The organism is Anabaenopsis sp. FSS-46 (assembly GCF_029891665.1).
Taxonomy (GTDB): Bacteria; Cyanobacteriota; Cyanobacteriia; order Cyanobacteriales; family Nostocaceae; genus Anabaenopsis; species Anabaenopsis arnoldii.
Window position 1 is genome coordinate 1 of record NZ_JANQDG010000092.1, and the last position, 13,241, is coordinate 13,241.

A 13,241-nucleotide genomic window follows, 5' to 3' on the forward strand; every position below is an offset into this window, starting at 1 on the left:
GTTTTTAATATGATCTGTGAAGGCAAGACTACCGAAGACAAGGAAGGAAAGTGGACAAGGAAGATTTTATCCGGACAATGGTCTTTTAATGGGCTATTTTTCTTACTAAGAATACAGACTTTGTACTGTTTTTCTCCCTGGTCACCTTGTCCACCTTGTCCACCAAGTCTTGTCCTTTTAAGGGGAGGGGACTGGATTTTATTGTTTCGGTTCCCCATTCCCCATTCCCCATTCCCTAAAATAAAAATTACCTGTTTAATACTTGACAAACATCCTCTGAGTACCAACTTTTGATTATGCCGGGGCGAATATTAAATCGAATATTAAATTATATAGCTTTTAACTCTTCAGATTCAGATAGTGTTTCTTCAAACTGTATTCTTCTATTAAAACTTGAATTCAAAGTATCATGAATAAGTTAATTGCTACCCTGGTAATAATTGTTTCATCAATTTTGATTAATAGTTGTACCAATTCCCCCAGTAATACTGGCAATAACAATACAAATACTACAAACAATAGGGTAGAAATAACGGAAAATCAAACGATAACAGCGGATACATCATCTACGGGGGGAGATAATACAAGCACAGACAATAGTAATAAAGCTTCCAGCAATAATCAGCCAACAATCGCTACAGTCAAGGAATTAGTCACCGGCGATATTATCTGCTACGCCACCATAGTAGATGATCAGGGAAAAGAACATAATGTCGGAGCATCCTTTGAGATTTGCGACCAAGCAGACAAATATTTAAATCAGAAAGTACGCGCCTCTTATGAAATCGCATCATTAAATGATTGTGAAAGTGCTGAACCCTGCGGTAAAACTCGTCAAGAATCAATAATTTCCCAAATGGAAATTTTGCAGGAAACATCAACAGGTGAACCCCAATCCAGTGAATTAGAAACCTTCACTAATGGTAAATGGACAATCACTATTGGTGGTCGCAACTCTTGGTCAGGTGTAAATAATACAGGCAATCTCTCCTATCAAGGATGTGATGACAAAGGTAATTGTATCAAACTAACAGGTGGTACAGTTAACTGTCGCCGTGGTGAATGTCTGATGGGTTGGGTGAATGGCGATTATAGATACATTGTTTCCTCCCCGATTACGGAGGATGGTGCAGGCTCTTCCACCCTCATAGTCAAGCAAGGGGACAGGGAAATCCTCAAAGCCACCGGATTTAAACCTTTATAACTATTCGGGTAAGATGGGATTGCGCTTTGGGGAATACCAAAGGCGATCGCCGGTTGCAGTATCAAATATAAACAAGTGATTTAAATCGAGTTGTAAAGATAACTGGTCACCTGGACGGGGGCGAACATCAGCAGATGTCTGAATATTAATCACCGTCATGGAACCAGGTAAACTAGCACGAATCAAAGTTTCCCGTCCCAAAGGTTCCACCACCTTCACCTGGACAGACAACGCTCCCAACTGCTCCTGTGTCAGTTCTCCAGGTGTTTGTGGTTCCTGAATATAAATATGCTCAGGACGAATTCCCAAATCAAAACTTTGACCGGAGCGTAACTCTACCTTTTCCCTCACACCAGACGGAACTGGTAATAACTGACCACTGATATCAAAAACATCATTTTTATAGATAGCAGGCAAAATATTCATGGGGGGATTCCCTAAAAAAGTTGCCACCATTTGGTTGGAAGGAAGCGCATAAATACTTTGAGGATCGCCAATTTGTTGAATCCTCCCCCGATCTAGCACCACAATTTTATCAGCCAAAGTCATGGCCTCAACTTGATCATGGGTGACGTAGATGGTAGTAATACCTAATTGTTGATGTAACTGCTTTAATTCTGCCCTTGTATCATCCCGCAATTGGGCATCTAAATTAGACAACGGTTCATCTAGTAAAAACACTTGCGGTTCACGGGCGATCGCCCGTCCTAATGCTACCCGTTGTTGCTGTCCCCCAGAAAGTTGTTTGGGTTTGCGATCTAGTAGTTGTTCCAGGGACAGAGATTGGGCTACATTTACTACTCGCTCTTGAATAATCTTAGGGTCAACTTTGCGCATTTGTAACCCAAAAGCGATATTTTGCGCCACAGTCATATGGGGATACAGGGCGTAGTTTTGGAACACCATAGCAATATCACGCTCTCTGGCCGGAACATTATTCATCAAGCGATCGCCGATAAATAGATTACCAGATGTAGCAGATTCTAACCCGGCGATGGTGCGTAAAATTGTAGACTTACCACAACCAGACGGCCCCACTAAAACCCAAAATTCTCCATCAGGGATTTCAAAAGTAATGTTCTCGATAGCAGTGACGTTGTTAAATCTACGCCTAATATCTTGTAAATAAACTTTTGCCATGATTCGATGTAAAATTTCAACTTTGAATTTCTGTGAAGGAATGGGAGTTACTTGCAACTCCCATCAATAGAAGTCACACGATAGGGTATTGAGGTTTTCAGATCCCGGACTTCTTTGATTAACTCCCAACTCTTAGGTATGTTTACATAAGTCCGGGATTTAGCGTGCTTCAACAATGTGCGTAATTCATGTATTACTCTGAGACCAAGCTGGATGAGATAATAAAGAAGCCATGACCCGCACTCCCCGCAGTTGATTAGACAGGGGCAGATGACCTCTAGGAGCGCTTAAATCCCAGGTAAACTGGTGGGGGTATCTCGTCCAGGTATTACCGCTTTTCCAGCCGATTTTCGGCCAGAAATTTTCCCAGTTTTTCCCTAAACTTAACCAGATTTCGCGCTGTACCGAAAAGCCAAACTTACCCCCAGAGTGGACTAACCAAAGGTTGTTAATGGTTTGTAAGTCAATAATTGGAGCATTTTCCACTTCGGTAAAATACAACCATTTTCTTTGTACAGCCATTGGTCCTGCGAGTTCACACAACTTTTGTATCGTCATGCGATCAGCGGCTTGGAACTCTTGAGTAGCAAGTAAATGTTGCAAAGGATTATAATTAATCTGGCGATCTGATTTTAGAGGTACAATTCCTTCAGGAAAACAGGAAAGCAGAAATTCTTTCACTTGAGGTGCATCAGAGTTATAGAGGACTTGGTAAGCTTTGCCATCGATCCAGTTCGCTGGGTGGTCACGTCGCTTCTGTAAAAATTCCATCAACACATCTAATCCCTCATTACCCAACTTAGCCAACTGTGGGATAATTTGTTGTTGGATTTGAAGAGACCCAGCGATTAACGATTGTCGGAGGGAGTCGATGTCAGCAGTGCCTGATAAAATCATTGGGTCTGTCATGCCATTAATCGTGTGAGCGTTCAGTGAAAAGGCGATTGGCTATCGGGTGTTCTCTAAGGTGAAGTACTGATAGCGAAAAGTAGTTTACTATTTTTGATTGCGCTGTGCGATGTGCCCAAGGCAATCAATTGTACAAAATTGCCATTGCTATGGCTACGCCACGCAAGCTATCACTAAATCCCATAGCTTCACCCTAAATACTGTAACAGGGGAATCAGGGGAAAATCTGCTCCTCGTGACTTGGTGAACAAAAGACACAGCAAATTCCCAAGGAAACCCCATGAAAGAGTTTTCAACTTGCGGCCTACTATTCAGGAGTGTTTGAAGTATGTACGACAAGATTATCCCCCCCACAAGCGGAACAAAAATCACCTTTAAAAATGGTGAGCCGATTGTGCCTGATAATCCAATTATCCCTTTTATTCGGGGCGATGGCACGGGTATTGATATCTGGCCTGCTACCCAAAAAGTCCTAGATGCGGCGGTAGCTCAAGCATACAAGGGTCAACGTCAAATTAGTTGGTTTAAGGTTTACGCCGGTGATGAAGCCTGTGATTTATACGGTACATACCAGTATTTACCTCAAGACACGCTGACCGCAATTAAAGAGTATGGTGTGGCAATTAAAGGCCCTTTGACTACCCCCGTGGGCGGTGGGATTCGTTCTCTCAATGTAGCACTCAGGCAAATTTTTGATTTATATGCCTGTGTGCGCCCTTGCCGTTATTATGCGGGTACACCTTCACCTCACAAAAATCCTGAAAAACTGGATGTGATTGTTTATCGCGAAAATACGGAAGATATTTATTTGGGAATTGAGTGGAAACAGGGCAGTGAAATCGGCGATCGCTTGATTAAAATTCTCAATGAAGAACTCATACCCGCCACCCCAGAACATGGGAAAAAGCAAATTCCCCTCGATGCTGGTATTGGCATCAAACCCATCAGTAAAAGCGGTTCTCAGCGCTTAGTCAGACGTGCCATTAAACACGCATTACAACTGCCCAAACACAAGCAACAGGTGACTTTGGTGCATAAAGGTAATATCATGAAATACACTGAGGGCGCTTTTCGTGATTGGGGTTACGAATTAGCTACTACGGAATTTCGTCAACAATGCGTCACAGAACGGGAATCTTGGATTTTAAGCAACAAGGAAAAAAACTCTGAGATTTCCCCAGAAGATAACGCCCGTCAAATTGACCCCGGCTATGATGCGTTAACTCAAGACAAGAAAGCGCAAATTGTTAAGGAAGTTGAAACGGTTCTCAACTCAATTTGGCATAGCCACGGTAACGGCCAGTGGAAAGACAAAATCATGGTCAATGACCGGATTGCTGATAGTATTTTTCAACAAATCCAAACTAGACCCGATGAGTATTCGATTCTGGCGACCATGAACCTCAACGGCGATTATTTGTCAGATGCAGCAGCAGCTATTGTCGGCGGTTTAGGTATGGGACCAGGGGCAAATATTGGCGATGCTTGTGCTGTGTTTGAAGCTACCCACGGTACTGCACCCAAACACGCCGGCTTGGATAAAATTAACCCTGGTTCTGTGATTCTCTCTGGTGTGATGATGCTAGAATACATGGGTTGGCAAGAAGCCGCAGACCTGGTTAAGCATGGTTTAGGACAAGCGATCGCTAACAGTCAAGTTACCTACGATTTAGCCCGGTTACTAGAACCACCAGTGGAACCCTTAAAGTGTTCTGAATTTGCCGAAGCCATAATTCAACACTTCGTTTAATACTGAGGTTGGCGACACCCTAACCTCATATCCCTACAGGGGAATCACAATTTACACTCCCCCACCTCAAGGTGGGGGGTTCTACTTTCACCTAGCTACTTGCTAAATGTGGGGAGGAGACAAAATCTAAGTAAATAAACGTATTTAAATTTAAAACCAAAGTAATATATAATTTTTATCTGTACAGATAAAAATATTCTGTAGTTTTGCGTATAATCAAGAAGTACTCACTCAACCCATAGCTTGAAGCTTCCTTTTCCCCATGTTTATCACGTGGATAAGAATCATCTTTGCGGGATAGCTCTGTCTCGGTTATTATCTCAGGAACCCTATGGTCAATCCCAATTTAACCTTCTGGAAAATAGATGTATCTGGCACATTCATTCATGAGTGACGGAAACAAGCAAAACTTTCAGCAGCCTTTAATCTTGGTAGTGGAAGATCATGATGACAGTCTACTGCTAATTGGCTACGCCCTAGAGTTCCTCGGCTGTAGATTCATTTGTCAAAATGACAGTTCAGCGACCCTATTAGTAGCCAAAGAACATCAACCAGACCTGATTATGTTAGATATCTTATTACCAGGTCTGAGTGGAACTGATGTAGTGCATGAACTCAAACAAGAACCTCTAACTGAGGGAATTCCAGTGATCGCAGTTACAGCTTTAGCAGCTCGGGAAGACCGAGAACGGCTGCTGTCAGCGGGCTTTGACGACTACATCAGTAAACCTTATATGATCGAGGATCTAGAGGCAATAATTCGCCGTCAGCTACGTGGTCAACTCAATTTTGGCTCAACTCTCAAAAGTGTTCAATGACCAATCACTAGTGACTGCTATGTTTTGGGAGAGTCACAGTGAATATACTACCTCGGCCTGGTTCAGATTTGAGTGTAATTGAACCACCGTGTGCTTCTACAATTCGCCGGGATAGATGGAGACCTAACCCACTACCAGACCGTTTGTTTTTACCTTGGCGAAACCGCTCAAAAACAGTAGCTTGATCTTCGGGCGCAATCCCATAACCCGTATCTGTAACCTCGACGACGACGTAATCTTGACCCTGAGAATTATCTAATTTTTCCCAAATACAAACTTCTATACCTCCTGTATCTGTAAACTTGATGGCGTTACCAATTAAGTTGTTAAACACCCGTCGCAGTTCTAGGGGATCACCCATGACTACACCCGCTGTTTCTTCGTGCAGATCTAACTTACTCCTATCTATTTTGATAGCCAAGTTTTTCTCAAGAGCCAAAGGAGTAAGTTCCCCACTGACTTCTTGAATAATTTCTGTAAGATCGCACTCAACATCGTTTAAAGTCTTTTTACCCGCCTCAAAGCGATAGACTTCTAATAAGGTATTGACCATCTGCATTAAGTTTTGATTACTGCGAATCATCACAGCGATCGCCTGTTTCATTTCCGGCGAAATTTGGCAGAAGGTTTCCTGTTGAAATAAATCTAACATTCGGTCTGCAGCTACTAGAGGAGTACGCAAATCGTGTGTGAGACGTGAAACAAAATCTTCGCGCTGGCGCGCCATCTTTTTTTGTTCGTCAAGACTATGCTTGAGGCGCAGCAGCGATCGCACTCTAGCCAAAAGTTCGTCTGTATCAAACGGTTTACGAATGAAATCATCAGCACCAGCATCTAAGCCTTGCACTACACTGGATTCATGAAAGGCGGTGATCAGCAGAATGGGAATATAGTTAACATTCAAGTTAGGATGATTGCGAACTCGCCGAGTCACTTCATAACCATCTATTCCCGGCATCATTACATCTAGTAAAATCAAATCAGGTGGACATTGTTCAACTCGTTGCAAAGCTGTAATACCATCTGTAACTAGGTCAATGTCATATCCTTCACTTTCGAGAATGGTTTGAACCAAAATCAGATTATCTTTACTATCATCAACAGCGAGAATGCGATCAATTTTAGGCTTTTCCACAACAGACATGGTTTATCAAGGGTTTATGACAATAATTTAGAGTTTGAGATGGGGAAAACCCATCGATGCTTTGCGAGATTTGGGCGGACAATGGTTAGGATTTTGAACAGAGCACAAAATATCGTGACCATCTAAATTTAAACCTGGGAGGGTACTGATTTTGCTTGGTAACGATAGTTGCCGTGGTACTTCAATTCTAAACATAGAACCAACCCCCAATTGACTTTCCACACTAATGTGACCCCCCATCATTTGCACCAAGGAATCTATAATTGCTAAACCCAGTCCTGTACCAGGATATTTGCGCGTCATACTTTGATCAACTTGTCGGAAAGCTTCAAAAATATGTTGAAAATCTCTGGGAGCTATACCAATCCCTGTATCCCGTACAGCGATCGCTAATTGGTTGTTGGGGAGTTCTTTAACTTCAAGGGAAATAGCACCGGAATCTGTGAATTTAATAGCATTGGATAATAAATTGATTAAAATCTGCCGTATACGCCCGGAGTCATTAAATACCAGAGAGTCTTTCATGTCAATATCAACTCCCAAAGAGAGTTTTTTGGCTTCAGCCACAGAACGCATTTGGGCGACAACAATATTGATAGTTTTTGTTAAATCAAATAATTCCGGCTCTAACTCTAATTGTCCTACTTCCAGCTGGGAAAAATCCAGAACTTCATTCAACAACATTAGCAAGTTCTTACCATTGTTTAAGATTCGCTCCACCATATCTGTTTGTTGATTGGTGAGCTTACCGAACTTTGGGCGCAATAATATTTGGGAAAACCCAAGAATAGCATTCATTGGAGTTCGCAGTTCATGAGATATAGTTGCCAAAAACTGCGATTTAAGCCGTGATGCTTCCAACAGCTTGAAGTTTTGCAGCTGAATTTGTTGTCGTTGTTTTTCTACTTCTTGATTTTGACGAATTAGCCGCTCATTAGTTTCTCTGAGTCGCTGATTTGCTAAAGCTGCTTGCATTTGGGCGCGGTGGATGCGAATGGCATAGCGTAAAACCTGTGCTAAAGTTTCTGAACATAGCCTAGACTTAGAGAGATAGTCTGTAGCGCCCGATTCCATCAACTCCATAGCGATTTTTTCATCTGTGTGAGTAGTAAATACTACTAAAGGAACTGTGATTTCTAAAGAGCGTAGTCTTTGGATAAGTACCAAAACGTCTTGATCTGGTAGACAATAATCGAGAAAAACACAATCATAAGTAGTCGTTCTTAAAGCCGCTAGTGCGTCACTTCCATTACTCACTTCAGACATTTCCATACAGACCCCAGCCTGAGTCAAAGCCTGACGTACTCTCATGCGATCTACTTCATCATCGTCTACAACCAAAATTCTCAGCGTTTCTTTCATTGGTTTTTATTTTCGCTGTCAAATACAGGTTGATGTCTAGCATCTCTATTTTCAAACTATCCCACTAAATAATTTTCATACTTGAATTCTCAAGAATCAGATATTTCTCTTGAGGGATGTAATTTACTCATAAATGTTGTATAGTTGTTATGTTTTGTTCAATAATGCCATACTTTTTCCTGATAACTACAGCTCATAGACTTGAATGAAAATATAGCCAATAATTTTCACGTTGTAGTTTTTTAACCTCCACTATGTCTGGATATGGTTTGATAGGTCATCACAACCACGGTAGTTGCTCTCCATTGACTATGACTCGCCCTCAGGAAGACCAAATTGAGATAAAGTCACATAAAATACTTTCTGAACCCTCAAAACAATTCTAAATGAGTGTGCTAACGCCCGTCCTCAGTCATTAGTGAGAGTTAAGTACCAAAATCGTGTATTGTGCACCCCACGCACTTCCACTCATGCGGTGGCTGTGAGTCTGACCCTAGCTAAAAGTGCGGCGATCGCCAATCATCGCATCCACAGATCCCGGACTTGGTGTCAACATACCCAAAAGTTTGGAATTGCTCAAAGAAGTCCGGGATCTCAAAACCTGAATACCCCATCGTGTGATTTCAGTCATTATGCTTGCTTCTGTAATAATTCATCCTCTGAGACGGAATGAATACTGGGACTACAGCACCGCGTAACTGTGGCTACCCCCACACAACAGTTAGGGTAGGGTCTGCTACACAGGGTATAACCAACGATTTTGGGCAAATTCCGCTGTACTGATTCGCCGCAGTCCCATTTCCTTTTCTCCCTTACCTTTAGTCTACTTTTGTTTTGGGTCATTATCCTTTCCTTGGCTAAATTGCTATAATGTTCATGGTTAAACAAACTTGTTGGCATAGAGTTTTTTTCATTTATAAATATTTAGAAAAATTTTATTAAGGGGTTAAAATAGTATTCAGGAAGTTTCTACTACTGGAGACATCAGATAGATGATAAATCATAGGAATATTTCATAATGATTGGAAAAATGAACCTATATCTTTAGCTGGATTTTTAAGAGAATATAGGGTGAAAAATTGGAAATTTATTATTTCTATCGAAGGATGATTTTAGATAAAAATCTCATCTACCTTTGGTTAGGGATAAAGTAAGATAAACTGCTAAAAAAAATCAGGACATATTTCTAGGAAGACACAATTATCAAGAGTGAGTATACCAATGAGTGAAATTAGCATTATTTTAATAGAAGATCATGATTTAACCAGAATGGGACTCAGAGCTGCATTACAATCTCACAGCGCTCTGAGGGTAATAGGTGAAGCAGCAAATGCCACCCAAGGACTGAAACTTTTAGAAACCGCTAAACCAGATGTGGCAGTGGTAGATATTGGCTTACCTGATATGGATGGTATTGAACTAACTCGCAAATTTAGACGTTACCAAGCAGAAACAGGGCAAACGGCCACCAAAATTCTGATTTTAACAATGGACCATACAGAAGATGCCGTACTAGCAGCTTTTGCCGCCGGTGCAGATTCTTATTATATGAAAGAGACTAGCATCAATAAATTAACTGAGGCAATACAAGCAACTTATGGCGGTAACTCTTGGATTGATCCAGCGATCGCCAATGTGGTACTACGGAAAATGCGCCAAGGCATTCCAGGAGAAAGCCAAGCCACGGATAAGCAGAAAACAGTTAAAATTGGAGCACTGCCAACGGAATACGAACAAGTTTTAGAAACCTATCCTCTGACTCAACGGGAACTAGAAATTTTAGAGTTGATTGTAGCTGGATGCAGCAATGGGCAAATTGCCGAACAACTATACATCACAGTGGGGACAGTTAAAACTCATGTTCGTAACATCCTCAATAAACTCTGTGCTGATGACCGTACCCAAGCAGCAGTACGTGCTCTGCGTTCTGGTTTGGTCGGTTAATCATTAATTGTTGCTCATACTAGCACCATTTTTGATTTAAGCAATCAGCAATGCGGCGTGCAGCGCCTGGTTTACCCATGCGCCGTATTCCGTTATAGGCAATCATCTGTAACCTATCAGGATTTTGGCACAGGTATTCTACCATATCAGGAACTTGTGCAGGATGATCGACTAAAAACAGAGATGCTCCTAAAAGTCGGCTTTGAGCTTCCGCAAAGGCGGGGTTATATTGGGGGCCATCACCGGGAATGGCGATGGCTGGTTTGCCTAAACCTACAAATTGTTCGGTTGCTGTACCAGCCATGGCGATCGCAAAATCTCCCCAATATAAGCAATCATTATAAGCTTGTTGTGTCAACACCAAATAACTGTTTCCTTGCTGAAATATCAAAGCATCAGGATCACCAATGGGGACAGGAGATTCTCCATGGGTTTGCCAAGCTTGAGACTCAATAGTACGGGATAAAATAGTTTGATCTAAACCAGGAGCGATCGCACCTAAGAACACCATAGAACTATAACTATGTAAAATCTGTGCTTGTGAGAAACTAGCCATTAATGCGCAAACAGCACTCATAATCACTTTCCAGTTAGCGTAGGCTTCCGGAGGACGGGAACCCGGTAAGAGAGTAATCACTAATGGTCTGGCTATTTCTTGGTCATCAGAGGCCGATATACAGGTCGGTTTTAGACCATCCATCATGGGATTACCCACATCAATTGCAGGAATTGACCAATTTTGTAATATTTGGGTAGTTAACGCATCCCTAGGAAACACAGCCTGACAACGGCCACAACTCATCAACCAACGTTCCCAAGGATGATAAATTGAACCAGAAAAGTTTTCCCAACGTGCAGCTTTTGATTTCCTGGGTAATAGTCCTACTTCATCACGCACATAATACTCTGATTTTGCAGTACCAACGAAAGCATAATTACCACCACTAAAAAAAGCAAATAACAGCGGAACAATATCCCCCACAGCTAAAATAGCGCTGTTGTTACCTAATTTTTTTTGAGAACCCACCCAACCACGAACAGCATGAATTTGATTGAGGGTAAGTTGCACCAAACCGCCACGTACATCTTTGAGCAGCTGCTTGCCATCCATGTAAATAAAACCACCAGATGGCATAGTGCGTACTGAACCAATACAGGGGATACCTAGCTCTTGGTAAGCACGCCCTTCACCGACTAAAGGTAATGCAAAGATATCTGGGGGGTTTTCTTGTTGTTGGAGTTCCTGTAAAATCCTCACAGCAATCATATCTTCTCCGTGACCATTACTTAAAACAAGTACCTGGAAAGGAGAAAAACAAGAAGCTGCATCTGGCGATAATTGGGAGATATTACTCATAAAAACACGGGTAATGGGAAATTATTGCTGGTAAAGAAAATTTACCAACTATAATCGGGTCAGAAACAAAATATTAAAATTAACTGTTGGTTTGGGCAAGATCTGCTCATGAATTCATTTCAGTACAACTCACTCCCAGTTGATTAGGCTAGAGTATTAATTATGCGACTTTCTTCTGCTGCAATTCTAACTTTAGCTAGTTTGGCAGCTAGCAATCTTACCTTGAAAGCAACAGCTACATCACTTACAATTGCTTCCCCTGCACCGAAGGGGAAAGCTGTCCTAACAGTCAATGTTGCTCAAGGGTTGGTAGGTGAGATTAAGTTTCGCTTTATTAATAAAGATGGTCAAACCCTTGATAGTCAGGGTAAACCCGTGGTCGGACGTACCCACCCAGATTTCCTCAGACAGCAGTTACAACTCAAGTCTGGGCAAATTTTTCGAGAAAATACTCTGCGCCAAGATATACAACGGTTATATCTTACTGGCTTATTTGAAACTGTGAATGTTGCCCTCGAAGGTGATAGCCAAACAATTAATTTAGTTTACGAACTGAAAGAATTTAACACCGGTACTATTAATTTAGGTGCTAGCTTTAACTCTGACGTGGGATTATTTGCCACCTTAAGCTATCAAGACCGGAATTTTGGCGGTATTAATGATAATTTAGGTGTAAATGTGGGTCTAAGTCTTCATGATTTGCAGTTTAATACTCAGTTTACTAGTCCTTATCGTGCCACGGCACCTGATCGCTTAGGCTACAAAATTAATGCTTTCCGTCGCCGGGAGATTTCCCCAACTTTTCGTAAAGGTGTGACACTACCCAATGGTGACAGAGTGCGGGAAGCCCGGATTGGTACTGGTATCAGCTTCCAACAACCCCTGGATAATTGGGATACCACTTTGGGATTTAACTACACTCGCACTAGTATTCGCGATCGCCAAGGTAATATTACCCCAACAGAGGCACGGGGCAATAGCCTCTCCGTTAGTGGTACTGGTATTGATGATTTGTTTACAGTATCCTTTCTGGCCATACAAGATCAACGAGATAATGTTGTTAATCCTATTCAAGGTTCTGTAGTCAGACTTAGCACAGAACAATCTTTACCACTTGGTCAAGGTAATATTGCCATGAACCGCTTCAAGGCTAACTATACACAATATATGCCCGTCAAGTTTTTTAACAGTAATAGTACACAGCCACAAGTATTCGCTGTGAATTTTCAAGCTGGTACAGTAATTGGTGTTTTACCAGCATATGAAAGTTTTAACTTGGGTGGTTCTAATTCGGTGCGGGGTTATGATCGAGGGGACTTGGGTAGTGGTCGCACTTATGTATTAGCTAGCGCCGAGTACCGGTTCCCCATTGTGCCAGTATTGGGGGGTGTAGTATTCGCCGATTTTGCCTCCGACTTAGGCTCTGGTAGTACTGTATTGGGAGATCCAGGCGGGATGCAGGGTAAACCTGGTCATGGTTTTGGTTATGGCGCTGGAGTCCGTATTGACTCACCTCTGGGCTTAATTCGGGCTGATTATGGTATAAATGATCAGGGCGAAGGCAAACTCCATATAGATATAGGACAGCGATTTTAAGGGCATCCTCTCAGGTC

The 13,241-nt window shown here is 42.0% G+C and carries 10 protein-coding genes and 1 pseudogene; 5 read left to right on the plus strand and 6 right to left on the minus strand.

Features of this window, described 5'->3' with window-relative positions; genetic code table 11:
- The first annotated feature begins 409 nt into the window (after positions 1 to 409).
- Entirely contained in the window at positions 410 to 1,204 is a 795-nt protein-coding gene (locus NWP21_RS10740) for a hypothetical protein (protein WP_280792687.1), read from the plus strand.
- Here NWP21_RS10740 and NWP21_RS10745 read toward each other — a convergent pair whose 3' ends face one another.
- Entirely contained in the window at positions 1,205 to 2,344 is a 1,140-nt protein-coding gene (locus NWP21_RS10745; RefSeq protein WP_280792688.1) for an ABC transporter ATP-binding protein, read from the minus strand.
- Between the two features lie 186 nt (positions 2,345 to 2,530).
- Positions 2,531 to 3,253, minus strand: a complete 723-nt coding sequence (locus NWP21_RS10750; protein WP_280792689.1) for a GUN4 domain-containing protein — start codon at positions 3,251 to 3,253, stop codon at positions 2,531 to 2,533.
- A gap of 328 nt (positions 3,254 to 3,581) precedes the next feature.
- Here NWP21_RS10750 and NWP21_RS10755 point away from each other — a divergent pair, with 328 nt between their 5' ends.
- Both NWP21_RS10755 and NWP21_RS10760 read left to right on the plus strand, forming a co-directional pair.
- On the plus strand, positions 3,582 to 5,003 hold the full coding sequence (locus NWP21_RS10755; protein WP_280792690.1) for an NADP-dependent isocitrate dehydrogenase: 1,422 nt from the start codon (positions 3,582 to 3,584) through the stop codon (positions 5,001 to 5,003).
- Positions 5,004 to 5,368: 365 nt separating this feature from the next.
- Complete coding sequence (locus tag NWP21_RS10760) at positions 5,369 to 5,821, plus strand: response regulator (RefSeq protein ID WP_271732622.1); 453 nt, start codon at positions 5,369 to 5,371, stop codon at positions 5,819 to 5,821.
- Positions 5,822 to 5,828: 7 nt separating this feature from the next.
- On the opposite strand, the gene NWP21_RS10765 is transcribed toward NWP21_RS10760, so the two are convergent.
- The 3 genes from NWP21_RS10765 to NWP21_RS10775 all read right to left on the minus strand — a co-directional run bounded on the left by NWP21_RS10765 (position 5,829) and on the right by NWP21_RS10775 (position 8,958).
- Positions 5,829 to 6,965, minus strand: a complete 1,137-nt coding sequence (locus tag NWP21_RS10765) for a HAMP domain-containing sensor histidine kinase (protein WP_271732623.1) — start codon at positions 6,963 to 6,965, stop codon at positions 5,829 to 5,831.
- A gap of 27 nt (positions 6,966 to 6,992) precedes the next feature.
- On the minus strand, positions 6,993 to 8,327 hold the full coding sequence (locus tag NWP21_RS10770; protein ID WP_280792691.1) for a hybrid sensor histidine kinase/response regulator: 1,335 nt from the start codon (positions 8,325 to 8,327) through the stop codon (positions 6,993 to 6,995).
- 493 nt (positions 8,328 to 8,820) lie between these two features.
- Positions 8,821 to 8,958, minus strand: a complete 138-nt coding sequence (locus NWP21_RS10775; RefSeq protein ID WP_280792692.1) for a hypothetical protein — start codon at positions 8,956 to 8,958, stop codon at positions 8,821 to 8,823.
- A 590-nt stretch (positions 8,959 to 9,548) separates the two neighbouring features.
- Between NWP21_RS10775 and NWP21_RS10780 the strand changes: the two genes are divergently transcribed.
- Complete coding sequence (locus NWP21_RS10780; protein WP_280792693.1) at positions 9,549 to 10,271, plus strand: response regulator transcription factor; 723 nt, start codon at positions 9,549 to 9,551, stop codon at positions 10,269 to 10,271.
- A gap of 19 nt (positions 10,272 to 10,290) precedes the next feature.
- Here the strand turns inward: NWP21_RS10780 and NWP21_RS10785 are convergent, their stop codons facing one another.
- On the minus strand, positions 10,291 to 11,628 hold the full coding sequence (locus NWP21_RS10785; protein ID WP_280792694.1) for a lipid-A-disaccharide synthase-related protein: 1,338 nt from the start codon (positions 11,626 to 11,628) through the stop codon (positions 10,291 to 10,293).
- A 279-nt stretch (positions 11,629 to 11,907) separates the two neighbouring features.
- Here NWP21_RS10785 and NWP21_RS10790 point away from each other — a divergent pair.
- Positions 11,908 to 13,224, plus strand: a pseudogene (locus NWP21_RS10790) (BamA/TamA family outer membrane protein); the annotation flags it as partial.
- Between the last annotated feature and the right edge of the window lie 17 nt (positions 13,225 to 13,241).